The organism is Furfurilactobacillus rossiae DSM 15814 (assembly GCF_000428925.1).
Lineage (GTDB): Bacteria > Bacillota > Bacilli > Lactobacillales > Lactobacillaceae > Furfurilactobacillus > Furfurilactobacillus rossiae.
In genome coordinates, this window is sequence record NZ_AUAW01000006.1 from 138,474 (window position 1) to 163,025 (window position 24,552).

Genomic DNA, 24,552 nt, shown 5'->3' on the forward strand with positions numbered 1-24,552 from the left:
TCAAACATGGAAAAATTTACGATTCCCACAAAAATCATTGCCGGTTCAGATAGTTTGGATGTCCTTCAGGCATTTGAATCACAAAAGGTTATGTTCGTTTGTGATCCATTTCTGAACGGTAGTGACACGTTAAAAATGATCGAATCACACTTACCAAGTAGTGCAGAGGTCAAAGTATTTGCCGATGTTAAACCAAATCCACCATTGACCAGTATTACTGCTGGAGTCAAAGTTTATCAGGAATTTGATCCATCCGTTATCGTAACGCTTGGTGGTGGTTCAGCCATTGATACTGCTAAAGCAATTCGTAATTTTGGCGAAAAGATTAGTGGTAAACAGTTGAGCTGTTTCGTTGCGATTCCAACCACTAGCGGGACTGGGTCAGAAGTAACCAATACAGCTGTTGTTTCAGATGAAGAAAATCATGCAAAGTTCCCCATTATGGATGATCATTTGATTCCTGATATTGCAATTTTGTATCCACAACTTGTTGTCAGTGCACCAGCTTCAGTTACTGCATACTCTGGCATGGATGTTATGACTCATTCGTTGGAATCACTGGTTGCTAACGACGCTAACTTGTTTACAGAAGCATTAGCAGAAAAGGCGATTGATGTGATCGGTAATCACTTGGTTGAAGCTTATCGCAACCCAACCAATATTGAATTACGCCACATCGTACATGAAGCCGCTACTGCAGCAGGTCTGGCATTCAACACGGCTGGACTTGGGATTACACATTCAATTGCTCACCAACTTGGTGCCCAGTTCCATGTTCCGCATGGCTTGGCCTGTGCCATGGTATTGCCACACGTTGTTGCGTTTAATGCACAGGATAAAAAGTGTGAAGCTAAGTACGCAGAAGCTGCTCGTAAAGCACGTTTGGCCGGTGCTGATAGTTCAGACAGAATGGCTGTTCGCGAATTAATTCGCAAATTACAAGCCATGATGCGTCAGATGAAGTGCCCTCGCACATTAGCTGCTTTTGGAATCAAGCCAGAAGACGCTAAGGCTGCCTGCGAAACAATCGTTAAGGCTGCTAGAAAAGATGGAACATTTCCTGGTAACCCAATTGTTCCAACTGATGAGCAATTGGCCGAGATTTATCAAAAAGTAATCGAATAATGATGGGGTGGAGAAAATGGACGGCTTTCTTGGTGAATTATTAGGCACGTTTATCCTGATTGTACTCGGGGCAGGTGTCTGCTGCGGTGTCAACCTTAATAAAACCTACGGTAAAAATAACAGTACTTGGCTGTTAATCAACTTAGGTTGGGGTATGGGCGTCACTATGGGTGTTTATGTGGCGGGCCACCTTGGCTCACTTGGTCACTTGAATCCAGCAGTTACCCTAGGAAGTGCAATCTTTGGATTGTTCCCATGGTCGCAAGTTGTGCCATATCTACTTGGTCAGTTTATCGGTGCTTTCCTTGGTGCCGCTGTTGTTATCATTCAGTACTACCCACACTTTAAGGTTACAAAGCCCGAAGAGGGTAACACGGTAGGCAACTTTGCGACAATTCCGGCAATTAACAACCCGGTCTTTAACTTTCTGAGTGAAGTTATTGCAACGTTTGCATTTATGTATATTTTGCTGAACTTAGGCAATTTCACGACTGGTATGAAACCATTTATTGTTGGCTTTCTGATTGTTTCAATTGGGATGAGCCTTGGCGAGACCACAGGTTATGCCATTAACCCAGCGCGTGACTGGGGTCCACGTTTGGCTTACACGCTTTTCCCTGTACCAAACAAAGGCACCACGAACTGGAACTACGCTTGGGTGCCAATGGTTGGACCAATTGTTGGTGCAGTTATTGCAACAGGTTTGTTTAAGATCTTGTAATTAATAGTTCTGTAATGACAGATTTAGGAAGGAAACTAAAAATATGACTCATAAAGTGTTAGCGATTAATTCAGGGAGTTCGTCCTTGAAGTTTAAGCTTTATCAAATGCCAAGTGAAACAGTGATGGCGGATGGTCAAATCGAACGAATTGGGGATCCTGACGCAAAACTAACACTCAGATACACGCCGGAAGGAACACAGACGCAACAGAAGAAAACAGCACAACGACCGATTGTTGATCATCAAGCAGCTGTTGAACTCGTGATGAACCAGCTACTAGAGAACAAAATCATTAGTAGTTTAGATGAAATCGAGGGTGTGGGTCACCGTGTTTCAAATGGTGGATCGTATTATCTTAAATCTGTGATTGTGGATGATGAGGTCGAACAGCGAATTGATGAATTAAGTTCGCTGTCGCCTTTACATAATCCAGTTAATTTACTGGGCATAAAAGCATTTGCGCAAAAACTACCACATACTAAACAGGTTGCGGTGTTTGATACGTCATTCAATGCCACAATTCCGTTAGCAAGCGCCTTATATCCGATTCCGTATGAATATTATGAAAAGTATGGAATCAAACGATTTGGATTTCATGGACCAAGTCATCAATATATTGCTGAGGAAACAGCAAAATTAGTACCAGGTTTGCATCGTTTGATTAGCTGTCATATTGGCAATGGGGCAAGTATTTCAGCCATTGTTGATGGTAAGACGGTTAACAACTCAATGGGTTTCACGCCATTGGCAGGGCTGATGATGGGGACTCGCTCTGGGGATATTGATCCTCAAATCATTCCTTTTCTGGAAGAACATGAACATATGGATTCCGAACAGATCAAAGATATGTTAAATGAAAAGTCTGGCGTGTTGGGGATTTCCGGAATTTCTAATGATTTACGTGAAATTGAGGACGACGCTGCTGAGGGTAATAAACGAGCACAGTTAGCACTAGATATGTTTGTTCATCAGATTGTTATGTATATTGGTTCTTATGTTGCTGATATGAACGGTGTTGATGCCATTACCTTCACGGCTGGTGTTGGTGAACATTCTTCTACTATTCGAAGGATGGTAGTCGCACATTTAGGATATTTAGGCATTCAGTTGGATGAGCAAAAAAATGACGAAAATGCTCAGTTTATTCAAACATCCGATAGTAACGTTAAGGTATTAGTGGTTCGAACGGATGAGGAAGTTGTCATTGCTAGAGATGTTGCACGACTATTACATTTGGAGAGTTAAGCCATGAGCGAGAACACATTTGACCATGCAGAAAATCTAGAACGGGTTATTCAGGAGTCAGTTCCTGGTAAACAAGTTACACTAGCACATATTATTTTACATCCCGACAAGGAGATTTTTGACAAACTTGGAATTGAGGATACTTCAACAGCGTTAGGTTTGTTAACAATCACACCAGGTGAGGCGGCAGCCATTGCTTCGGATGTTTCAGGTAAAGCAGGCAATGTTGATGTCGTGTTCATTGATCGCTTCAGTGGTTCTGTTTTGTTGGCAGGACAAGTGGATGACGTGCGAGCGGCCATCGAAGCAGCAGAGGACACGTTGTCAAAAATTCTTGATTTTACGATCACAACGATTACACAATCGTAAGGGTTTTCATCATTACGTGAACTGATTCACGATTCAAACCTTGTTTGTGGACAACCGTCATGTTATTTTATGACGTGAACGGATAATCTGAAACTTTTATAATTACAATAAAACGGGGTTGCTAAAATGAGTGGAAACAACGAAGAAAATCAAGATCGCGTGTTCAAAGATTATAATCCAGAACAAGTTGAAGCCTATGGAGCTTTAGATGAATTAAACGCTTGGCTGGGTCTATGCCGTGTGCGTGCGGTCAATAATGGATTGCGTCCATTCGATGCTGAGTTTAAGACAATTCAACGATTGCTATTCTGTATTGGCACAGATCTTTCCGTTGACGATGACGATCCAAATGTTCGCCGTGTATTTCCAGATGGTGCAAATGACTGGTTAAAGGGTTTAACAACGCAGTATTCAGTCACGTTGCCTGAGATTCATCAATTTGTTGTGCCCGGTGGCAGCATTCAGGCCAGCGAGTTACAAGTCGCAAGGACCATGGCACTAAAGTCTTTTAGGTTGGTGAGAATTGCCTTAAATGACAAGCACATGGAAATGGCACAGTTTTTGGACACGTTATCAAATTACTTCTTTGTGATTGCACGCTATGTTTATGTTGAGATGGGCGTTCAGGAAGAATTATTTGATGCCGATGATCCGAATTGGCCATTTTAAAAAAATTCACTAATGGGGTGAAAGTATGAAAAGGCCACTGTTGGTTGGTGCGGTCGGATGTGGTAAAACGACACTACACCAACGTTTGACTGGCGCACTGATCAAGTACGATAAAACACAGTCAGTGGAATTTTTTAAAGATGCGATTGATACACCAGGAGAATTTGTTGAACATCATCGTTTTTACAGTGCCTTGTCTGTGACGGCTGCGGATGTTGATCTGATTCTAATGTTGCAAAGTGTTTTAGATCGACGACAGATCTTTGCTCCAGGGTTTGCCACAATGTTTAATAAACCAGTTGTTGGTATTGTGACTAAGGTGGATTTAGCGGACAGCGTGACACAAATTGAAGCGAGTGCCAAGTATCTACGAAGTGCTGGTGCTAAAACCGTGATTTTAAGTTCTGCAGTTAAGGACATTGGCACGCTTAATGTTGAACACGTATTAGAAATGAAATAGGAAGTCGACGCTTATGATGAGTAAGACAGAAGTGTTAGAAATTGCTGGTAACGTAACGAGCTGGTTGATTGAGGCCGGCGATAAACTGCGTCCCGGAGTTAATCATATTTCAAAGGTGGACACTAAATCATCTCGTAATGACTTGGTCACTAATGAAGATGTCAGTATTGAAAAATTATTGGATGGTCATATCCGACAAACATATCCTGACGCACAGATAATGGGTGAGGAAAACAAGGCTGAACGACCGCAAAATTTACATGGACTCGTTTTCTTTGTTGATCCCATCGATGGAACGCTAAATTTTGTTCGTAAACATGATTGTTTTGCTTCCATGATTGGCGTTTATTATGATGGCGAACCGGTCTTTGGTGGAATTTTGGATGTGATGAATAAGGATTTATACTGGGGTGGCTCGTTGCTAGGTGTTTATCGTAATGACGTTAAGCTTGACGCAGTGGCTGACTGTCCGTTAGCCGATGGATTAATCGGCGCGTCCTGGCGTCAGTTATTCACCAATCGTTTTAATCTTGGGACAATTGGTTATCATGCGTCAGGAGTTCGTATTCTTGGTAGTGCGGGTCTTGAATTCGTTCAATTGTTGAATGGACGACATGTTGGTTATGTTTCAACATTGAATCCGTGGGATTTCGCGGCTGGGTCAATTTTGGCTGAAGCATTGGGATTTGAAACTGGCAGTGTGTCGGGGTATCGGTTGTCGCTGTTGCGGCCGGCGGATTATGTGGTAATGACGCCAAATGCGATGAAGACATTTAGAAAACTTGCATATGCATAGTGCTTAACGTGTTTTAGTTATTTGGAGCTGTTCATTTATTTGAACGGCTTTTTTGTATTTGGGAAGATTAATAAGCTTCAAAAATTTGTTTGTGCTTAAACCAAAAGTATTGACTGGTTAAACGTTTTTATCGGGGGTGAATTGCGTATGTAGATGATATGATGGGCCTGATAGATGAGCCCGTTAAATATATCAAAGGGCGTAATTTCTATCATCAGAATATTGCGGGTACGAATGATTGCTATCAGTTGACCCACATTCGGAAAATTATTATAAGAGACATCAGATCTGGTATCACGGCACAACATGGGACAACGCACTGAGTACTCAGAAAAATGGTGTCGTGTCTAATTGGAATAAGAAAGCTAAAGAAGATTTTGGCCTTGCTTTCTATTTGAACTCTAATAGGGATCAGGCAGTTCGTTGGGCAAGATTATCGGCTTCTCGACAATTTAGATTGGGAATAACAGGAAAAGGTACTTTGCCTGCTTTAGTCACCGTTAGATTTGATGAGGGTCTATTAGATGAGACCATTTCAAAAGAGTTTGCGCTCTGTAATGAAGAATGGGCGCAGGAGATTTTAAAGAATAGGACTATGTCTAACATGAAGCGAACGATTGAAGTTGAATACGGACCTGTTGCAGATGGTAAGATTACCGATGCATTAAAGAAATATCAAAGAACAATGAGTATTGAGGGTTTTAAAGACTTAATTTCTAATTCAAAATTTGAACGTCGGTACGATCAACTGGCACTCATTTCGCAACATATTTGTAATCAAATAAAAACAGTAACTATTAAACAGTTAACGAAGGAGGAAAATGAAAATGAGTTTAACAATTAAAGAAGAGGTTAATCGAGATTTCTTTAACGAAATGATTGATTTCATAAGCGAAGAAGGACATTTGTCTAGAGCAGATGCACAAAAACTTGTTGATCCATTTCGAGAACGCATTGATACTGATTTACCATATATTCAACATACTGGACCTATTTATTTTGCTGAGAAGATTTTGATGCAAGAAGGGCTCATTCCTTTTAGGCAAATGTGATTTGGTTTTAAAAAACAGATGAAGAACAAAATACGTATGTTATAAATATGCGGGGCAAACAATTAACAAAAATTCAAAGGGGGATTATCTAATTCTGATTGATTGCTTTTATTATGTGTGGGTACACTAAAAAGTGTATTATTAGTGTATAAAGTCTATGAAAGAGGTAGATACTATGAGAATGCAAGTTAAAGTTGAAAAAGAGGATCGCTTAAAAGCAGAAGCGTATTCACAGTCTCAGTATGGTATTTCTTACCCAAACTTAATTGCCTTACTAACAAAAAGGATTGCCCATGCAGTGGATAATGAAGAAGTATCTCCTTCTGTTCAAAAATTGATCAACGAGGCGGTTAAAGGACAAACAACTGGAGATAAAAAGTTTTCAAACATTGATGAATTATATAAGGATTTGGGTATTTAAATTTTATGGAGATTATCACCAAGTCGACCTTTAGAAAACATTTTAAAAAGTACGTTCTTTCTCAGACAAACCGAGCTAATTTTAAACTGGCGGTACGGATTTTGTCAGAAGGCACAAGGATGCCACTAAGATTTGATGATCATCAGTTAAAACATCAGAATAAGGGAGTTCGAGATTTTCACTTAAGTAATGATTTAGTCGTGGTTTATTATTTAGTGTTAAATCGAAAAATTATTTTTATAGATGTAGGCCCACATAGCCTAGTTTTCAATGTTAAAAGAGAGTTTATCTGATTATCAGTTCAGTTTGCATAATGGTAAATTGGAAAATAATTTGTTATACTCTGCTTGTGAATTGAATAGAAGCGCTTACTAAATGGAAGTCCGGTGAGAATCCGGCACGGTCCCGCCACTGTGATTAGTGTTTAGTACTATAAGCCAGGTCTTTTTAGTAGGATGCTTGGGCGGGTACGCTATCTCGTGGAGTAGGTAGGGTATCCATAAATTCGACGAACAGGCACAATGACGTGCTTTTTAACATAAACAATGGTGTTTATGGGATGCCGCAGAAAACTGCGGCATTTTTGTGTATTTATTAACAATGATATTGACCGTAGCTTCTGTAAGCGCTATCATTAAAGGGTAAATAAAACTAAATATCTTGTACAATGGCGTACAGTTAAGCAAAGAGGCTTTAGAACATACTTTTTAAGTGTGCTCAAAAGCCTCTTTTTTCATTTTTTATTTGCATTAATTTGGAAGAATAATGAAGGAGGTAACATCATTGGAAACAATTCAATTTGGTACACAAATTTGGACCGGTGATGATGCATTAGCTGGACTGGAGAAGATTGATAGTCAGCGCATTTTTCTTGTTACTGATCCATTTATGGTGAAATCCGGTGCACTTGATCAGATAACCATGCATTTGAATGTCAAGAATGAATTGAGCATTTTTTCTGACATTCAGCCGGACCCACCAATTACAAAAGTGGTTGAGGGCATTAAAGCACTTCAGTCATTTAAGGCAACACTCTTGGTCGCTGTTGGCGGTGGTTCAGCGATTGATGCCGCAAAGGCAATGAAATATTTTGCTCAGAAGGTGGCCGAAGATAGTCCGCAGTTGGATCTGATTGCCATTCCTACAACGAGTGGTACTGGTTCAGAAGTCACCAATTTTGCGGTTATTACTAATGCAGAAAAAGGGGTTAAGTACCCACTAGTCACTGATGATATTTTGCCAAAGGTTGCGGTACTGGATGCCAACTTGGTTTTGTCGGCACCCCAAAATATCACAGTAGATACCGGGATGGATGTTTTGACGCACTGCTTGGAAGCTTATGTTTCAATCAATGCGAATGACTTTTCTGACGCGTTGGCGGAAAAGGGCTTCCAAATGGTTTTTGAATATCTACCACGTGTTAGTGAAGACGGTAACGACGTGGAAGCTCGCCAGAAGATGCATGATGCATCTTGCATTGCAGGGATGGCGTTTAACATGGTCAATCTTGGATTAAATCACGGGATTGCTCATGCCGCTGGGGCGCGTTATCACATTCCTCATGGACGTTTAAATACAATTTTGATGCCTAATATTATTGCTTATAATGCGGAAATGAATGATGGATTCTGGGAGGAACCAAATCGGGCAGCTACTAAGTATGCAAATTTGGCTCGTCTTATCAACATTAATGCGGCTAATCCGAAGCTTGCTGTACAGAGCCTAATTGACAATATTATTTGTTTAAGAAAGGTATTGAAAATGCCTGCTAGTTTTTCAGAGTATGGGATTAGCAAAGATTTATTTGAATCGACTAAAGCCGAAATCTCAGCTGCAGCACTTAAAGACGGAACGACAGTTGCAAATCCGAGAAAACCGACTGTTGCTGATGTAACCGATATCTTGAATCGCAGTTTTATGTGATTGACGTCACTAAGACGGTCACTTTATAATTTATTTATATAAGTAATTGTATCGGAACAAATTAGCAATAAGGGGTAAAGATCATGAACGAACGAATCGCAATCGTGGACGATGAACCCATCACGAGAATGGATATTCGCGATATTGTAGAAAATGCTGGCTATCAGGTTGTCGGTGAAGGTAGCGATGGTTTTGAAGCAATCGATATCTGCCAGAAAGAAAAGCCTGATTTAATCATTATGGATATTCGAATGCCATTGTTGGATGGTCTCAAAGCAGGCAAAAAAATTTTAGCCGACCATTTGAGCCAATCTATTGTGTATTTATCTGCGTACAGTGATGACGAAGATACTGAAACAGCGAGTCAGATAGGCGCAGTAGGTTATTTGGTGAAGCCATTATCAGAACGCTCATTGTTAACCACGATTCGAGTCGGTCTTGTTCATGGCAAACGAACTCAAGAATTGTCTGATGAAGTAGACGATTTAACGATTAAATTGAAGGAACGCAAATTGATTGACCGCGCGAAGGGCATCTTAATGTCCGAGAATAATTTATCTGAGGATGCAGCTTACAAAATGCTCAGAAATCTAAGTATGAGCAAGCGTCGTTCCATGAAAGATATTGCTGAACTAATTGTGATGGATGCATGAAAGATATTGCTGAACTAATTGTGATGGATGCATGATGAATGAAATTGAAAAATTGTGTCAACGTTATACCACACTTGATTCATTGGACGTAAAGCTACTTGTCGAAACGGCAGAAAAGATTAGCCAAACGGAAAGTTATCAAGATTTTGATGTATTCATTGACGTACGTAATGAATTTTCTGATCAAGCTGTTGTCGTTTTCCACAAACCACCATTAACAAAACAATCTTTGTATCATCGGCAAGTGGTCGGGCAGCAAGCGTTACGCACAAACGAACCAGGTGTTATGCCTACATTGGAAACACAATTGAAATCAGTGGATTTGTTGGCCGAAACTCAAGAGCAGCGGTTAATTCATCAACGAATCTACCCAATTATTAGAGGAAATCGAACGCTTGGTGCGACAATTATCGAATCTGATGAATCAGAAAATGTTCTAAATGATTTTCAGAGCCCAAAGGATGGTCAATCTCGATTTAATGACATTTCTGCTACGGTGAAAATGTTTAACCGCCAAGAAAGTACGACCATTACGGATCAACTGGCCGATGCAATATTGGTTTTTGATCATTCGGGCACTCTGGTTCTTGCCAACCAAACAGCCATTAATCTATATCAGAAGGTTGGTTACATTGGCAAAATTATTGGTCTGGACTTCGAAAATTTGTCTTTAGATGGTACCCGATTTCAAGAGAATCTGAAAGTGCTATCTCAGGTCGACGAGCGGGATCAGCCACTTAAATCAACATTTAATTACTTGAATTACTTTTTTTCATCTCGCAAATTTTGGAATCGTGAATCTCGACAATTGGTTGTTCTGCTTGAAGATAAAACCGATGTCAAAGCAAAAGAAGCTGAGATTATTTCAAAATCAGTGGCCATTCGTGAGATAAACCATCGAGTAAAAAACAATCTTCAGTCCGTGATTTCGCTGTTGAGAATTCAACAGCGTCGACTTGATGATGAAACGGCGAAACAGGCTTTAACTGAGAGCATTAGTCGAATAACGGCTATTGCTTCCACTTACGAGTTGATGTCTAAACAAATTGAGGATGAAACGAACTTAAAAGCCGCCTTACAATTGTTGGTCTCACACTTTATTCAGCTTGATGATAATACCCAGCAAATCACCATTGATTTGCAAGTTGACGAAACAATTACTGTCAACAGTGATCAGGTGGTGACAATTTCTATCATTGTGAATGAGTTACTTCAAAATGCTTTTGCGCATGCGTTCACCGCTAGCACGCCTCAAAATCATGTTCTGATTCAGGGAACAGTTAGCAATAACGTGATAACGCTTCAAGTTAAAGACAATGGGATTGGGTTTGACCCTCATCGGACACGGTCCGGGAGTTTAGGGTTGATGATTATTCGAAGCTACGTATCAGACAAGTTGTCAGGAAAACTAAATATTGAAACATCATCTGTGGGAACGGATGTCACATTTTCGTTTGATCATACGCCGCAACAATGAAGTTGTGGGAGAGCAATGGGGCTCAAGATCAAGTCAACTTAACACCAATTGTTTTTAGTGTTGAAGCTGATTTGATTTTGAGTCCCATTTTTTGAAAAGAGGTGAACGACATGGAGGATGACCAGATTTTAAGTGTCGGAATTGATCTGGGGACATCCACGACACAGCTTATTTTGTCGAGATTAACGGTAAAAAACTTTGCGTCGGCATTTTCTGTACCAAGAATTAACATTTCAAAAAAAGAAATTATTTTTCAAAGTGACATTATTTTTACCCCGTTGTCATCACCGACGAAAATAGATGCTGAGGCCATAAAGAAGTTTGTGACTGAGCAATATAAAAAGGCCAATATTGATAAACAAGCTATTCAAATGGGCGCTGTTATTATTACCGGAGAAACGGCTAGAAAAGAAAATTCTAGTTCTGTTACAGAAGCATTGAGTGGCTATGCTGGTGACTTCGTGGTAGCAACTGCCGGACCAGATCTTGAAAGCATTATTGCTGGTAAAGGCGCTGGAACTAACATCGTAGCAAAACGTCAGCGAAGGTCAGTGGTGAATATTGATGTTGGCGGTGGCACAAGCAATCTTGGTTTATTCAATGATGATGGTGAAGTGATTGATACGGCCTGCTTTGATGTTGGTGGGCGATTAATTCGTATTTCTAAAGAGAATCATCAAATTACGTACATTTCGCCAAAGGTAGAGCAACTAATCAAGTCATTAAAAATTGATATCCGAGTCGGTATGCGTGTCACGGCGGAACAGCTCCAACCCGTTGTTGATGTTCTAACCCAGATTCTTGAAAATAGCATCGGTTTAGGTAACCGCAGTCCTTATTTCGATTTATTTATCACCAATCATGCACTTCATCCTGAAAAAAAGATTGACGGGGTTACATTTTCAGGCGGTGTAGCAGATTGTCTTAACGAGGAGCTTCCGAGAGATGAATTTCGTTTTGGCGACATTGGATTGTTACTAGGTCAAGCAGTTCGTCATTCTGCCATTTTCAAAGAAAAGACAGTTTATCCGTCGGTAGAAACAATTAGAGCCACTGTGGTCGGCGCCGGTTCACATACAACTGACGTAACTGGGAGCACGATTGCATATACAGCGGACATTTTGCCGATTAGAAATTTGCCGATATTGAAAATTGCCAAAAGTGACGAAAGTTTAGCAGCGGATGCTCTAGCAACAAGTATTAGTGAAAAAATCAACTGGTACAAAGTTCAAAATGAGCTTAGCAATGTGGCATTAGCGTTAGTGGGTAGGCGAAGTCCATCATTCGCTGATATTCAACGTTACGCTGCTGGAATTGTTAAAGGCGCACAAATTTTACTTGTGAAACATGAACCATTAATTGTGATGGTTCATGAAGATATGGCGAAAGCATTAGGACAAAGCCTGTTTGCACTTTTGCCATCTAAATATCCGTTTGTATGTATTGACAGTGTAAAAGTTGAAAACGGTGACTATATTGATTTAGGAGCTCCAATCGCTAATGGCGAAGTACTTCCGGTTATTGTTAAAACGTTAGTGTTTGGCTAGCACAGTGACAAATGAACAGAGACTTTGAAATTACGAGGAGGGAACGGAATGATTTTGAAAACAAAACTATCGGGTCAATTGTACAGCTTTAGTTCAGTTAAAGAAGTCATGGCGAAAGCCAACGAATTAAAGTCTGGGGACGAATTAGCTGGCGTAGCTGCAAAAGATGCTACTGAAAGGGTAGCCGCAAAAATTGTATTGGCCCAGTTAACTCTAAATGATATTTATAACAACCCAGCTGTTCCATATGAGGACGATGAGGTTACACGAATCATTATTGATGGTGTTAACCAACGAATCTTTGAAGAAATTAAAAACTGGACTGTTTCAGATTTGCGGGAATGGTTATTAGATGACCATACCACTGATATCGACATCAAACGGATTCGACGTGGCCTAACCTCCGAGATGGCTGCGGCGGTCACAAAATTAATGACGAACATGGACCTAGTCGTTGCTGCAAAGAAAATCCATGTTGAAAAAACTGCAAACACGACAATTGGTCGTCCAGGAACCTTTTCTTCTCGTCTGCAAACCAATCACCCAACTGATAATATCGATGGCATTATGGCTGGTGTTATGGAAGGTTTAAGTATGGGAATTGGGGATGCTGTTATTGGATTAAATCCGAATGACGATTCAGTTGATAGTGTGACAAAAATTTTGAATAAGTTTGAAGAATTTCGTGCTCAGTGGCACGTGCCGACACAGTGTTCTGTATTGGCACATGTGACGACACAAATGGAAGCTATTCGCCGTGGTGCACCAGCTGGTTTGATCTTTCAGTCGATTGCTGGATCGGAAAAGGGCAATACGGCTTTTGGGATTAACGCCAATATGATCAGTGAAGCCTATGATCTGGGTCTACATCAAGGGCAGGCTGCTGGTCCGAATGTGATGTACTTCGAAACTGGTGAAGGTTCCGAACTATCGTCAGAGGCCAACTTTGGTGCCGATGAATTAACTATGGAAGCACGCTGTTATGGATTCGCCAAAAAATATGATCCCTTTATCGTAAATACAGTGGTTGGCTTTATTGGACCAGAATATTTGTATAATTCAAAGCAAGTCATTAGAGCTGGTTTGGAAGATCATTTCATGGGTAAACTGCAGGGAATTTCAATGGGATGTGACGTTTGTTACACCAACCATATGAAAGCTGATCAAAACGACGCCGAAAATCTGGCCGTATTGCTTGGTGCAGCCGGTTGTAATTACATCATGGGCGTTCCCCATGCCGACGATGTCATGTTGAATTATCAATCCACTGGGTTCCAGGAAACAGCAACAATTCGTGATATTTTTGGCTATCATCCAATTAAAGAATTCGAAGACTGGATGGAAGAAATGGGAATTAGTAAAAACGGTCATCTGACTGAACGCGCAGGTGATGCATCAATTTTCTTAGATTAAGAAGAAGGTGATTAAATATGAATGAACCAGAATTAAAGAGCATGATTCAAGATATTTTAGCAGAAATAACCGATGAACAAGGCAAGACTGTATCTAGTAATTCAACGGATACTAACGACGTTTCAGATGAAGTATTATCCGATATTAGTGAGATTGACCTTAAGAAACAATTTTTAGTGCCAAACCCACATGATAAGGCAGGCTATTTAAAAATTAAATCATTCACACCTGCTAGGTTAGGGATGTGGCGTACAGGAACAAGATATAAAACAGCTTCTATCTTACGATTTAGAGCAGATCACGCTGCTGCCCAGGATGCTGTATTTAGTGATGTTGATCCTGAGTTGCCTAAGAAAATGGGTTTTCTTGAAACGCAAACAACATGCGAATCAAAAGATGAATACTTAACTAGGCCTGATCGCGGACGTAAGTTTGATGACGAAATGATCAAAAAAATAAAGGACAGTGTGACTTCTCATCCGAAAATTCAGATGGTTGTTGGGGATGGCTTAAGCTCGGCAGCTATTGAAGCAAATATTCCAGATATTATCCCGGCGATTCAGCAGGGGCTCAAAGTTTACGGTCTAAGTTTTGAAACAAAGGATGTCATCTTTGTTAAATATGCCCGTGTTGGTGCAGAAGATCACATTGGTGAAATTACGGATGCGGATGTTGTGTGTATGCTAGTTGGTGAACGCCCTGGACTTGTTACAGCGAAATCTATGAGTGCTTATATTGCCTACAAGCCAACGATTGGGATGGCAGAATCAAAGCGAACCGTTGTATCTAACATTCACGATGGTGGGTTGCCGGCCGTTGAAGCGGGGGCTTACATTGCTGAAATGTTGGATAAAATGTTGCGCTTGAAAAAATCAGGTATTGAATTAAAGGCTGCCGAAAACGCGGAAAAATAAGTTTTGTGTTATTTAGAGAGGAGGCAAAAATTAAAAATGAAAGATGATTTATTGAAGTCCAATGTACTGAGTACACGGTTAATTCCTAACGTTGATGAGCACTTAGCAAAGTCGTTAAAGTTACCAGCACACATAAAAAGTTTGGGATTAATTACTGTCGATTGTGATGATGTCACCTATGTGGCGCTGGATGCTGCTACAAAAGCCGCTGATGTTGAAGTTGTCTACGGTAAAAGCATGTACGCTGGCGCCGGCAATGCATCAACTAAATTGGCTGGTGAAGTTATTGGCATACTTGGTGGACCAAATCCAGATGAAGTTCGTAGTGGTCTTGACATCTGTGTGAACGTTATTGAAAACGAAGCCCATTTCGTCAGCGCAAATGATGAAGATAGTGTCGTCTACTTTGCTCATACGATTTCTAGAACGGGAACATATCTTTCAAAAGTTGCTGGTGCGAGCGAAGGCGGGGCGATTGCATATTTAATTGCACCACCACTTGAATCTATTTACGCACTGGATGCGGCAATGAAGTCTGCTGATGTCAAGATGGGAGTGTTGTATGGACCACCGTCGGAAACTAACTTTGGTGGTGGACTGTTAACAGGCAGTCAGTCTGCTTGTGAAGCTGCCTGCACGGCATTTGCTAGCGCGGTAAAAGACATTGCGGCGAATCCCTGCGCTAATTAAAAAGTAATTCTGAACGTTTAAATACTTTAATCAGTAATTCCAAAGGAGATTATGATTATGGCTGACTCAGATGCATTAGGAATGATTGAAACAAAGGGTCTTGTAGGTGCAATTGATGCTGCAGATGCTATGGTAAAAGCGGCAAACGTTAAACTAATTGGTCAAAGAGAAATTGGTGCCGGATTAGTTACTGTGATGGTTCGCGGCGATGTTGGCGCAGTAAAAGCGGCGACGGAAGCTGGGGCAGCTGCTTGTGAACAAGTCGGGGAATTAGTCTCTGTTCACGTAATTCCGCGGCCACACAGTGAAGTTGATGCGTTATTGCCAACTTTGCCTGGAAAATAGTAGTCAGTAGAAAACAATGAATGTTTCTCATCTAGTCTAATTGATGCAGACATTCTTAGTGCTGCCATTGGAAGGGGCAAGTGGTATGGGTATCAATGAAATAATTATGTATATCATGGTCATTTTTATGGCCTTGGGTGCAATTGATAAGATGCTGGGCAATCGTTTTGGACTCGGTGCCAAATTTGAAGAAGGAATTATGGCAATGGGATCATTGGCGATGTCAATGGTTGGAATCATTATTCTAGCGCCAATTTTGGCTAAGTTATTGTCACCAGTGGTAGTTCCTTTTTATCGCATGTTGGGGGCAGACCCTTCAATGTTTGCGACGAGTTTAATTGCTATTGATATGGGTGGCTTTCAGCTAGCACAACAAATGGCATTAAATACTCAGGCCGGTCTGTTTGCTGGTGTTATTCTGGGTTCAATGATGGGACCGACGATTGTATTTTCAATTCCTGTTGCTTTGGGAATAATTGATAAAAAGGATCACCGCTTTTTGGCGACAGGAATCTTGTCGGGAATGGTTACTATTCCTATCGGCTGTTTTGTTGGTGGTTTAATTATGGGAATGCCATTGATTATTATTTTGAAGAACCTTGTTCCAATTATTCTATTTGCAGTACTGATCGCACTAGGCATGTGGTTCAAACCAGAGGCAATGATTAAAGGATTTTCAGTGTTTGGCCAAATTATTGTTATTATTGGGACTTTTGGGCTGGCACTTGGGGCCGTTCAATCAATGGTTGGCGTCACATTAATCCCTGGAATTGGTTCAGTTCGTGCTGGGATTCAAACGGTCGGTAGTATCGCATTAACATTGTCTGGTGCCTTTACTTTAGTTTATGTCATTACGAAGGTATTTAATAAGCCATTGGTTCGTCTCGGCAAGGCACTAGGAATGAATGAAACTGCAGCAGCGGGTCTTGTTGCAACGCTCGCTAATAACATTCCGATGTTTGAAATGATGAAGGACATGGATGATCGAGGAAAAATTATTAATGTTGCATTCTCAGTGTCAGCGGCATTTGTATTTGGTGATCATTTAGGATTTACTGCTGGTGTTGCGAAAGGCATGATTTTCCCAATGATTGTCAGTAAGTTAGTTGCAGGTGTGACCGCTATCGCAGTTGCCATGTTTATGGCTAATCGAGTACTTGGGAATAATGATCATAAATCTCAAAATGAGTTGGACAATAAACAGAAGGTGAACGTTGATGAACATTGATCGAATGGAAATAGAAAAAGTTGTCCGCCAAGTGCTTGCACAACAAATAGGCGAACAGAAAACCACAAGCCCAGACGGATTAATTATGGTCGACATTCCATCATGGGAAGTGAGTGAAGACGACCGAATGGATACAGGGAATCCTCGAGACCGTGTTTACACAAAGGACTTTTTTGATCTGGATGAAAGTGGTCGTCTTGGTGCAGGTCTGATGACCATGAAGGAAAGTACCTTTGACTGGACGTTACATTATGATGAAGTTGATTATGTTATTGAAGGTTCATTGAGTGTTATTGGAAGCCGAGGCAAAGTCACGGCTACTCCTGGACAGCTAATTTTGATTCCTAAGGAGAGTAAAATTAAATTTTCTGCACCACAATCGGCTAGGTTTATTTATATTACGTATCCTGCAGATTGGGAAAGTCAAAAATAGTGTTATTCGATGAAATTTTACATCGTACAAACAATTCACAAAGGGCCACTCACTCAAGTCTATATAGTGAGTGGTCTTTTGTGGATTTTAAAAAAGTGGCGTCACTGCGAGGATATTTTTTCCAAATGCCTAAATGGCAGATTTGTCGCAAACATAATGCAAAATTTACTGACACTGCCGTGAGATGTTTCTATCAGTTATCTCTAATGTATTGAATTCGTTAGTTCCTTTGGCATACTGAATTTATTCAATGTTTCGTAACTGCTTTTGAAAGCGCTTTCCATGCCTAAAAAGAAACGTTATTCAAATTTGTGTTAGCTACGTTTATTGACAAAAATTTAGTTGTTGGGGGAGTTCATAATGACCAGTACGATCAAGAAAAGGTTTCACATTAAAATGCCAGGTGCATTCACGATTTTATTTTTCCTTACGATTGTTGCAGTGATGCTTACGTGGTTTGTACCGGCTGGCAGTTACGCGAAAATGCAGTATAGTAGCAATCATTTACAAGTTACGTCACCGACCGGCATTAAAAGTTCTTTGCCTGCAACGCAGGAGACGTTGAACAAATTACATGTGAAAATTGATATCGCGCAGTTCAAGTCAGGTGCAATTAGTAAACCAGTTTCGATTCCGAATACATATAAACGGTTAAAACAACATCCGGCAAGTGTTCTCAGTATTTTTACCAGTATGGTTAATGGCACTATTGAAGCCGTTGACATTATGATTTTCATTCTAGTTTTGGGTGGTTTGATCGGAATTGTTAAAGCAAGTGGTTCCTTTGAAGCGGGTTTAATGACTTTAACGAAAAAAACAAAAGGTCATGAATTTGCTCTCGTATTTTTAGTGGCAGTTTTGCTACTTCTTGGCGGTACACTTTGTGGAATTGAAGAAGAGGCCGTTGCATTTTATCCAATTTTGGTACCAGTTTTTATTGCCATGGGATATGATTCGATTGTTTGTGTTGGAGCAATATTTTTGGCAAGTTCTGTGGGCACCACATTTTCAACAATTAATCCGTTTTCAGTCGTTATTGCTTCAAACGCGGCGGGCACGAATTTTACTCAAGGTCTAGCTGGTCGTGTTGTCGGGTTAATCATTGCGGGATGTTTTGTTCTTTGGTATTTGTACCGCTATGCTCGAAAGGTGCAGCAGAATCCTAAGTTTTCCTATTCATATGACGATCATGATTCATTTAATAAAATGTGGTCCGTTTCCTCAGAAAATGCAACAGACTTAACTTTTGATGCAAAGAAAAAACTGATTTTGATACTGTTTGCATTGGCTTTTCCAATTATGATTTGGGGAGTGATGGCAGAGGGGTGGGCATTTCCCGACATGGCTTCGTCATTTCTGATAATTGCAGTGATCATTATGTTTATTACGTGTTTTGGAAAACATGGACTGGGCGAAAAGGGTGTTGTTGATGCATTCGTTAGTGGTTCTTCAAGTCTGGTAGGAGTTTCTTTAATTATTGGTTTGGCCCGAGGTATTAACTTAGTACTCAATAATGGATACATTTCCGATACTATCCTGCATGCCTCTACGCAAGTTGTTTCTCATATGAGTGGTCCGTTATTTATCGTTGTCATGATGTTTGTCTTCTTTGTTCTTGGTTTTATCGTGCCATCTTCATCTGGATTGGCTGTGTTGGCCATGCCAATTTTGGCACCACTTGCAGATACGGTAAACATTCCACGTTACACGGTGGTAACGGCCTATCAATTTGGACAGTATGCGATGTTATTTCTAGCGCCGACAGGTTTGGTTATGGCGACATTGCAGATGTTGGATATGAAATATTCGCATTGGATTCGCTTTGTTTGGCCTGTCGTAGTGTTTGTACTGGTCTTCGGTGGTGGCTTATTAGTGGCGGAAGTATTGTTGTCCTGACACTGTGCTACTAATTCGGGATAAATGGCAATTAACGAACTAAGTGATTCCCTGGTTATGAAGACAGATGAGTACATTCAAGAGAAATCATGCATAAATCGAGGCGAGAAGTATGCACATGTTTTCTGTTAGCCCGGCATTTTGGAAAATGTTCCCGGAGGTTAAGATTGCAATCATCACGGTGCATAACATTAACAATCAGGATAGAACGCAGGTTCCAGACAGCGTGCTGCAACATGCAAATGAGATTGCACCTACACTGATTCCAGATGAACCAATTAGCAACAATGGGATTGTTCAAGTATGGCGTGATGCTTTTAGAAAATTTAAAACGGATAAAGGTGCACGTAGTGCAATTGAAAATCTATTAAAGAGGGCAAAAAATGGCAACCCAGTTCGTTCGATTAACCCTTTGGTGGACATATATAATTCAGTCTCCTTAGAATATGGGTTTCCAGTTGGCTGCTTAGACTTAGATAAAGTTAATGGTCAACTTGAGTTAACGGTAGCAAACGGGACTGAACATTTCTCCGCAATTGGGGAAAATGATGCCGAAATAGCATTGCTTGGTGAGGTGATCTATCGTGACGATACTGATGTGACTAGCCGTCAATGGGCATGGCGTGATAGTTCTCGAACAGAAGTAACTGAGACTACAAAAAATGTTGTGATGTACATGGAGTGTTTAAAGCCGGAATGGCAGGTGCAATATAGAAATGCAATTGCTTGTCTTGAAAGCCGTCTTAAACACTACTTGAACACAACCTGTACTATAACTTTTGTGTCCATAGCAAAATCGAGCACACAATTTAATTAGGAATTGTGATTTGAAAAACAATTAACAAAGTCAACAAAAGGTAAGGCATGAGGTACTTAGAGTACCATGCTTTGCCTTTTTGTTTTTCCGGCGTAAATGCGAAGTGGGCAGCGTTTTTAAAGCTGGCAGGGAAAATAATTAACGGTCAAGGATGGATGGTTGCAATGAAAATATGATTTGACTTGAAAGAATATGCAGTCAGTGGGGACGAACTAATTAGACAATCAAATAATTAATCTTGTTTGCAAACCCAGTGTAATTAATTATTATCGCTTAACTTTGAAATGGCGGGGCTGCATGTGAGGTGGCCCAAATCTAGTAAGTGTAAACTAATAAATTTTCAGAATGGTGTAACAGTTTTGTAATATTTTGATTATTTTCATAAGTTTTCAGTTTTTCTTTATAAATCGCAGTCCAAAATGTATACGCTTTCACGCATTGCATATTTTATATACAATGCGAACTGCTTCGCATTTTTGATGATAAATAGGCAAAACTTTGAAACCGCTTTCAGCAATACACTTCATGTGTAATAAAAAACAAACAGGAGGCTACAAAGATGACATCACCAATTCATGTTCGTTCTGAGATTGGCAAGCTGAAGGCTGTGTTGCTAAAACGACCTGGCGAGGAAATTGAGAATTTTACGCCAGATATGATGGAACGTTTGTTGTTTGATGACATTCCGTACTTACCAATTGCTCAAAAGGAACACGACAACTTTGCTCATGTTCTTGAAGAAAATGGTGCTGAGGTTTTATACCTCGAAAAACTGTCGGCAGAAGCCATTGATGCTGGAGATGTAAAGAAGCCGTTTCTTGAACAAATGTTAGCTGAATCTGGATATGCTGCCGGTTCAACTCATGATGCACTTTATGAATATTTGCTCAGTATGAGCACGCAGCAAATGGTTGACAAAATTATGGCTGGAATCAGAAAAAATGAGATTGATTTTAAACCAACCGATCTTGTCAGTGCAGCCGAGGATTCAACATATCCATTCTATATGGATCCAATGCCAAACTTGTACTTTACTCGTGATCCAGCGGCTTCAATCGGTGATGGGTTAAGTATCAACCATATGACCTTTACCGCACGCAGACGTGAGTCTCTGTTTATGGAAACGATTATTAAATATCATCCACGTTTTGCTAACCAAGGCGTTCATGTATGGCGTGATCGCAATCACGATACGCGGATTGAAGGTGGGGATGAACTGATCCTGAACAATCACGTTATGGCCATCGGTGTTTCTCAACGGACATCGGCCGATGCCATCCAAGACATTGCCCGCAACTTATTTACAGAGGACAGCGGCTTTGACACGATTATTGCCATTCATATTCCACATAACCATGCAATGATGCACTTGGATACCGTGTTCACCATGATTAACAAAGATCAGTTTACCGTTCATCCAGGAATCTTGGGTGATGGTGGAAAAATTGACACTTGGACGTTGCATCCATCAGATAACGAAGATGGTTTCACCATTGAACACAATCAGGATTTACAGGCCGTACTGAAAAAAGAGCTCAAGCTATCTGAACTTGATTTAATTCCAACTGGTAATGGTGATCCAATCATTGCGGGCCGTGAACAATGGAACGATGGTTCAAACACACTGGCAATCGCACCAGGTGTTGTTGTGACGTATAACCGTAACTACGTTTCAAATGAATTGTTGCGTAAGCACGGTTTGAAAGTTATTGACATTCTCTCAAGTGAACTATCAAGAGGCCGTGGAGGGCCACGTTGCATGAGTATGCCATTAGTTCGTGAAGATCTGTAGATCATAAATAGAGATAGGGAAGGTTTTAAAAATGACAGAAAAAGATCAATTTGATGTGTCCGAATTACAAGGACGTAGTTATTTAGCTGATAAGGACTTTACCCCAGCAGAGGTTCAGTACCTGGTTGACTTTGCGCTCCACTTGAAGCACTTAAAGAAGCGGAATATTCCACATCACTATTTGGAAGGCAAGAATATTGCTTTGCTTTTTGAAAAAACTTCGACACGGACACGGTCCGCATTTACCACTGCTGCAATTGATTTAGGCGCTCACCCAGAATTTATGGGCGCCGGTGATATTCAATTGGGCAAGAAGGAATCAATTGAGGATACCGCTAAGGTGCTCGGCAGTATGTTTGACGGGATTGAATTCCGTGGCTTTGCTCACAAAGATGTTGAGGAACTAGCTAAATATGCAGGTGTGCCAGTTTGGAATGGCTTAACGGATGAATGGCACCCAACTCAGATGATTGCTGACTTTATGACGGTTAAGGAAAACTTTGGCCATCTGAAAGGCCTGACGCTGACATTTGTCGGAGATGGCAGAAATAACATGGCTAACAGTCTATTAGTTGCAGGTGCAATGCTTGGCGTTAACATTCATATTCTGGCTCCTAAAGAGTTACATCCAACTCAAGATGTCGTTGACATTGCCCAAAAGTTTGCCAATGAAAGTGGCTCAAAACTACTGATTACTGACGATATCGACGAAGGTGTTAAGGGATCGAACGTTATTTACACTGATGTCTGGGTTTCAATGGGCGAAACTAACTGGGAAGAACGGGTTAAGTTGCTAACACCTTATCAAGTCAACATGGACATGATGAAAAAGACAGGAACACCTGATGATCAATTGATCTTTATGCACTGTCTGCCAGCCTTCCACGACACCAAGACGTCATATGGACAAGATGTTGCGAAGAAATATGGCATTACTGAAATGGAAGTTACTGACGAAGTATTCCGTTCTAAGTACGCGCGTCAATTCGAAGAAGCGGAAAATCGTATGCACTCCATTAAAGCAATGATGGCAGCTACACTTGGTGACTTGTTCATTCCAAAGATGTAACTGATGCTGCATGACGAGTGTATAGATTGAGTTCTATACGCTCGTTTTTATTTTAAACGGAGGTCGAAAAGATGGAACCTGAAAAAAAGGGGATTGGCCTGCCAGCCTTAGTTGCGCTGGTTGTAAGTTCTTCCATTGGGGCAGGAATCTTTGCTCTGACATCAAACTTGTCAAGCGGTGCAGCTGCTGGTCCAGCTCTAATTGCATGGGTAATCGTTGGCTTTGGTATTTTAATGCTTGCACTATCACTTAGTAACTTGGGTAACAAACGCCCTGATTTGGAAGGAATATTTACGTACGCCGAGGATGGCTTTGGTCATTTTGCTGGCTTTGTCAGCGGCTGGGGTTATTGGCTATCCGCTTGGCTAGGAAACGTGGCTTTTGCCACTGTGCTAATGAGTTCGCTAGGCTACTTTTTCCCAGCGTTTAAGGGCGGACAAAACATACCGTCAATCATCGTTGCTAGTATCGTTTCCTGGATTTTAACGTGGGTTGTCAATCGCGGAGTTGAGAGTGCTGCTGCTATTAATGCGATCGTGACGATTTGCAAGATTATCCCATTATTTGCGTTTATCGTTGTTGGAATAGTTTTGTTTAAAGGACACATTTTTACCACAGATTTCTGGACGAATGTGGCCAGCCACGCCGGTCGTACTGACAGTATTTGGACCCAAGTCAAAAGTACTATTTTAGTTCTGATGTGGGTATTTGTCGGTGTCGAAGGCGCCACGATGATGTCGTCACGAGCGCGTAAAAAGTCCGATGCCAGTAAGGCAACGATTATTGGTTTGATTTCACTATTAATTATTTATGTTCTTGGATCAATGCTGCCATATGGCTATATGAGCCAAGAAAAATTAGCAACAATTCAGCAACCGGCTATGGTTTATATCTTCAAAGATATGTTGGGAACTTGGGGTGGTGCGTTCATTAGTGTTGGACTTATTATTTCCATTTTAGGTTCATGGCTTTCTTGGACGATGCTACCGGCAGAGACCATGTTGCTCATGAAGAAGAGTAAATTGTTGCCACCAATCTTTGGACGTGAGAACAAACATAATGCACCCACGTTCTCGTTGATTATGACAGGTGTACTAATTCAGTTGTTCTTATTGTCACTGTTGTTTGCTAAAAATGCCTATACTTTTGCGCTGTCACTTTGTACGGCAGCAATTGTTATCTGCTACATCTTCGTCGGAATGTATCAAGTTAAGTATTCGTGGCAACATCGCAGTGAAAAAGGTTCGATGGGTCAGATGTGGATTGGTGTATTTGCTACTGCGTTCCAGGTTTTCGGTATCTTGATGGCTGGTTGGCAGTACTTACTACTATGCTTAATCGTTTATGTGCCAGGAATTTTCTTCTACGCCAAAGCAAATAAGGACAATGGGGCAGGCCACTATCTATCGAAGATGGAATGGGTTGCTTCAATAGTAATCACAATTGCGGCCATTGTCGGAATTATATTGCTGAGTAAAGGATTGATTGCCGTTTAA

General features: G+C 40.8%; 26 protein-coding genes and 1 riboswitch. All 26 genes read left to right on the top strand.

Annotated features, from left to right (window positions below):
• The first annotated feature begins 6 nt into the window (after positions 1-6).
• The 26 genes from G400_RS0105605 to arcD all read left to right on the top strand — a co-directional run bounded on the left by G400_RS0105605 (position 7) and on the right by arcD (position 24,552).
• A complete protein-coding gene (locus G400_RS0105605; protein WP_017262929.1) occupies positions 7-1,125 on the top strand; it encodes a 1-propanol dehydrogenase PduQ in 1,119 nt (372 codons plus the stop codon).
• A 16-nt stretch (positions 1,126-1,141) separates the two neighbouring features.
• Positions 1,142-1,846: an MIP/aquaporin family protein gene (locus tag G400_RS0105610; RefSeq protein ID WP_017262930.1), complete on the top strand. Its 705-nt coding sequence runs from the start codon at positions 1,142-1,144 to the stop codon at positions 1,844-1,846.
• 43 nt (positions 1,847-1,889) lie between these two features.
• Positions 1,890-3,092 (top strand): acetate/propionate family kinase, encoded by a 1,203-nt coding sequence (locus G400_RS0105615; protein ID WP_017262931.1) that lies wholly within the window; start codon positions 1,890-1,892, stop codon positions 3,090-3,092.
• Between the two features lie 3 nt (positions 3,093-3,095).
• Positions 3,096-3,461, top strand: a complete 366-nt coding sequence (locus G400_RS0105620) for a BMC domain-containing protein (protein WP_017262932.1) — start codon at positions 3,096-3,098, stop codon at positions 3,459-3,461.
• 126 nt (positions 3,462-3,587) lie between these two features.
• Positions 3,588-4,130 carry an ATP:cob(I)alamin adenosyltransferase gene (locus G400_RS0105625; protein ID WP_017262933.1) on the top strand — a complete coding sequence of 181 codons (543 nt, stop codon included), beginning with the start codon at positions 3,588-3,590 and terminating at the stop codon, positions 4,128-4,130.
• Between the two features lie 25 nt (positions 4,131-4,155).
• On the top strand, positions 4,156-4,590 hold the full coding sequence (locus G400_RS0105630) for a EutP/PduV family microcompartment system protein (RefSeq protein WP_017262934.1): 435 nt from the start codon (positions 4,156-4,158) through the stop codon (positions 4,588-4,590).
• A gap of 13 nt (positions 4,591-4,603) precedes the next feature.
• Positions 4,604-5,386 (top strand): inositol monophosphatase family protein, encoded by a 783-nt coding sequence (locus G400_RS0105635; protein WP_017262935.1) that lies wholly within the window; start codon positions 4,604-4,606, stop codon positions 5,384-5,386.
• Positions 5,387-5,729: 343 nt separating this feature from the next.
• The gene (locus G400_RS0105640; protein ID WP_056949766.1) at positions 5,730-6,230 is read left to right on the top strand and encodes a DUF3990 domain-containing protein; all 501 of its coding nucleotides are present in this window, start codon (positions 5,730-5,732) and stop codon (positions 6,228-6,230) included.
• Positions 6,214-6,438 carry a hypothetical protein gene (locus tag G400_RS0105645; protein WP_017262937.1) on the top strand — a complete coding sequence of 75 codons (225 nt, stop codon included), beginning with the start codon at positions 6,214-6,216 and terminating at the stop codon, positions 6,436-6,438. Before G400_RS0105640 ends, G400_RS0105645 begins: the two co-directional genes overlap by 17 nt.
• 175 nt (positions 6,439-6,613) lie before the next feature.
• Positions 6,614-6,859 carry a hypothetical protein gene (locus G400_RS0105650; RefSeq protein WP_017262938.1) on the top strand — a complete coding sequence of 82 codons (246 nt, stop codon included), beginning with the start codon at positions 6,614-6,616 and terminating at the stop codon, positions 6,857-6,859.
• A gap of 5 nt (positions 6,860-6,864) precedes the next feature.
• Positions 6,865-7,152, top strand: coding sequence for a type II toxin-antitoxin system RelE/ParE family toxin (locus G400_RS16635; protein ID WP_081495898.1), 288 nt, complete (start codon positions 6,865-6,867; stop codon positions 7,150-7,152).
• A gap of 59 nt (positions 7,153-7,211) precedes the next feature.
• Positions 7,212-7,361: riboswitch (adenosylcobalamin (AdoCbl) riboswitch) on the top strand.
• Positions 7,362-7,642: 281 nt separating this feature from the next.
• Positions 7,643-8,782, top strand: coding sequence for a 1-propanol dehydrogenase PduQ (locus tag G400_RS0105660; protein WP_017262940.1), 1,140 nt, complete (start codon positions 7,643-7,645; stop codon positions 8,780-8,782).
• A gap of 83 nt (positions 8,783-8,865) precedes the next feature.
• On the top strand, positions 8,866-9,435 hold the full coding sequence (locus G400_RS0105665; RefSeq protein WP_017262941.1) for an ANTAR domain-containing response regulator: 570 nt from the start codon (positions 8,866-8,868) through the stop codon (positions 9,433-9,435).
• 31 nt (positions 9,436-9,466) lie between these two features.
• Positions 9,467-10,912 carry a sensor histidine kinase gene (locus tag G400_RS0105670; RefSeq protein WP_035143607.1) on the top strand — a complete coding sequence of 482 codons (1,446 nt, stop codon included), beginning with the start codon at positions 9,467-9,469 and terminating at the stop codon, positions 10,910-10,912.
• A gap of 110 nt (positions 10,913-11,022) precedes the next feature.
• On the top strand, positions 11,023-12,459 hold the full coding sequence (eutA, locus tag G400_RS0105680; RefSeq protein ID WP_017262944.1) for an ethanolamine ammonia-lyase reactivating factor EutA: 1,437 nt from the start codon (positions 11,023-11,025) through the stop codon (positions 12,457-12,459).
• 48 nt (positions 12,460-12,507) lie between these two features.
• A complete protein-coding gene (locus G400_RS0105685; protein ID WP_017262945.1) occupies positions 12,508-13,872 on the top strand; it encodes an ethanolamine ammonia-lyase subunit EutB in 1,365 nt (454 codons plus the stop codon).
• 17 nt (positions 13,873-13,889) lie between these two features.
• Complete coding sequence (gene eutC, locus G400_RS0105690; protein ID WP_017262946.1) at positions 13,890-14,786, top strand: ethanolamine ammonia-lyase subunit EutC; 897 nt, start codon at positions 13,890-13,892, stop codon at positions 14,784-14,786.
• Positions 14,787-14,822: 36 nt separating this feature from the next.
• Entirely contained in the window at positions 14,823-15,476 is a 654-nt protein-coding gene (gene eutL, locus G400_RS0105695) for an ethanolamine utilization microcompartment protein EutL (protein WP_017262947.1), read from the top strand.
• 57 nt (positions 15,477-15,533) lie between these two features.
• On the top strand, positions 15,534-15,821 hold the full coding sequence (locus G400_RS0105700; protein ID WP_017262948.1) for a BMC domain-containing protein: 288 nt from the start codon (positions 15,534-15,536) through the stop codon (positions 15,819-15,821).
• 85 nt (positions 15,822-15,906) lie between these two features.
• Complete coding sequence (gene eutH / locus G400_RS0105705; protein WP_017262949.1) at positions 15,907-17,049, top strand: ethanolamine utilization protein EutH; 1,143 nt, start codon at positions 15,907-15,909, stop codon at positions 17,047-17,049.
• The gene (locus G400_RS0105710; RefSeq protein ID WP_017262950.1) at positions 17,039-17,482 is read left to right on the top strand and encodes a cupin domain-containing protein; all 444 of its coding nucleotides are present in this window, start codon (positions 17,039-17,041) and stop codon (positions 17,480-17,482) included. The genes eutH and G400_RS0105710 overlap by 11 nt, the downstream gene beginning before the upstream one ends.
• Positions 17,483-17,842: 360 nt before the next feature.
• Positions 17,843-19,378 carry a YfcC family protein gene (locus G400_RS0105715; RefSeq protein ID WP_017262951.1) on the top strand — a complete coding sequence of 512 codons (1,536 nt, stop codon included), beginning with the start codon at positions 17,843-17,845 and terminating at the stop codon, positions 19,376-19,378.
• 118 nt (positions 19,379-19,496) lie between these two features.
• The gene (locus tag G400_RS0105720) at positions 19,497-20,195 is read left to right on the top strand and encodes a B3/B4 domain-containing protein (protein ID WP_225351479.1); all 699 of its coding nucleotides are present in this window, start codon (positions 19,497-19,499) and stop codon (positions 20,193-20,195) included.
• A gap of 559 nt (positions 20,196-20,754) precedes the next feature.
• The gene (arcA, locus tag G400_RS0105730; RefSeq protein WP_017262954.1) at positions 20,755-21,987 is read left to right on the top strand and encodes an arginine deiminase; all 1,233 of its coding nucleotides are present in this window, start codon (positions 20,755-20,757) and stop codon (positions 21,985-21,987) included.
• A gap of 31 nt (positions 21,988-22,018) precedes the next feature.
• Positions 22,019-23,056, top strand: coding sequence for an ornithine carbamoyltransferase (gene argF, locus G400_RS0105735; protein WP_017262955.1), 1,038 nt, complete (start codon positions 22,019-22,021; stop codon positions 23,054-23,056).
• A 71-nt stretch (positions 23,057-23,127) separates the two neighbouring features.
• Positions 23,128-24,552 carry an arginine-ornithine antiporter gene (arcD, locus tag G400_RS0105740; protein ID WP_017262956.1) on the top strand — a complete coding sequence of 475 codons (1,425 nt, stop codon included), beginning with the start codon at positions 23,128-23,130 and terminating at the stop codon, positions 24,550-24,552.

Bases quoted from the DNA above. Each gene is read 5' to 3' on its own strand.
- G400_RS0105630 (WP_017262934.1), top strand. From the start codon at position 4,156: ATGAAAAGGCCACTGTTGGTTGGTGCGGTCGGATGTGGTAAAACGACA.
- G400_RS0105645 (WP_017262937.1), top strand. From the start codon at position 6,214: ATGAGTTTAACAATTAAAGAAGAGGTTAATCGAGATTTCTTTAACGAA.
- G400_RS0105650 (WP_017262938.1), top strand. From the start codon at position 6,614: ATGAGAATGCAAGTTAAAGTTGAAAAAGAGGATCGCTTAAAAGCAGAA.
- G400_RS0105620 (WP_017262932.1), top strand. From the start codon at position 3,096: ATGAGCGAGAACACATTTGACCATGCAGAAAATCTAGAACGGGTTATT.
- argF (WP_017262955.1), top strand. From the start codon at position 22,019: ATGACAGAAAAAGATCAATTTGATGTGTCCGAATTACAAGGACGTAGT.
- arcD (WP_017262956.1), top strand. From the start codon at position 23,128: ATGGAACCTGAAAAAAAGGGGATTGGCCTGCCAGCCTTAGTTGCGCTG.
- G400_RS0105685 (WP_017262945.1), top strand. From the start codon at position 12,508: ATGATTTTGAAAACAAAACTATCGGGTCAATTGTACAGCTTTAGTTCA.
- G400_RS0105710 (WP_017262950.1), top strand. From the start codon at position 17,039: ATGAACATTGATCGAATGGAAATAGAAAAAGTTGTCCGCCAAGTGCTT.
- G400_RS0105700 (WP_017262948.1), top strand. From the start codon at position 15,534: ATGGCTGACTCAGATGCATTAGGAATGATTGAAACAAAGGGTCTTGTA.
- G400_RS0105610 (WP_017262930.1), top strand. From the start codon at position 1,142: ATGGACGGCTTTCTTGGTGAATTATTAGGCACGTTTATCCTGATTGTA.
- G400_RS0105715 (WP_017262951.1), top strand. From the start codon at position 17,843: ATGACCAGTACGATCAAGAAAAGGTTTCACATTAAAATGCCAGGTGCA.
- G400_RS0105605 (WP_017262929.1), top strand. From the start codon at position 7: ATGGAAAAATTTACGATTCCCACAAAAATCATTGCCGGTTCAGATAGT.
- eutL (WP_017262947.1), top strand. From the start codon at position 14,823: ATGAAAGATGATTTATTGAAGTCCAATGTACTGAGTACACGGTTAATT.
- G400_RS0105625 (WP_017262933.1), top strand. From the start codon at position 3,588: ATGAGTGGAAACAACGAAGAAAATCAAGATCGCGTGTTCAAAGATTAT.
- eutH (WP_017262949.1), top strand. From the start codon at position 15,907: ATGGGTATCAATGAAATAATTATGTATATCATGGTCATTTTTATGGCC.
- eutC (WP_017262946.1), top strand. From the start codon at position 13,890: ATGAATGAACCAGAATTAAAGAGCATGATTCAAGATATTTTAGCAGAA.
- G400_RS16635 (WP_081495898.1), top strand. From the start codon at position 6,865: ATGGAGATTATCACCAAGTCGACCTTTAGAAAACATTTTAAAAAGTAC.
- G400_RS0105635 (WP_017262935.1), top strand. From the start codon at position 4,604: ATGATGAGTAAGACAGAAGTGTTAGAAATTGCTGGTAACGTAACGAGC.
- eutA (WP_017262944.1), top strand. From the start codon at position 11,023: ATGGAGGATGACCAGATTTTAAGTGTCGGAATTGATCTGGGGACATCC.
- arcA (WP_017262954.1), top strand. From the start codon at position 20,755: ATGACATCACCAATTCATGTTCGTTCTGAGATTGGCAAGCTGAAGGCT.
- G400_RS0105615 (WP_017262931.1), top strand. From the start codon at position 1,890: ATGACTCATAAAGTGTTAGCGATTAATTCAGGGAGTTCGTCCTTGAAG.
- G400_RS0105665 (WP_017262941.1), top strand. From the start codon at position 8,866: ATGAACGAACGAATCGCAATCGTGGACGATGAACCCATCACGAGAATG.
- G400_RS0105720 (WP_225351479.1), top strand. From the start codon at position 19,497: ATGTTTTCTGTTAGCCCGGCATTTTGGAAAATGTTCCCGGAGGTTAAG.
- G400_RS0105670 (WP_035143607.1), top strand. From the start codon at position 9,467: ATGATGAATGAAATTGAAAAATTGTGTCAACGTTATACCACACTTGAT.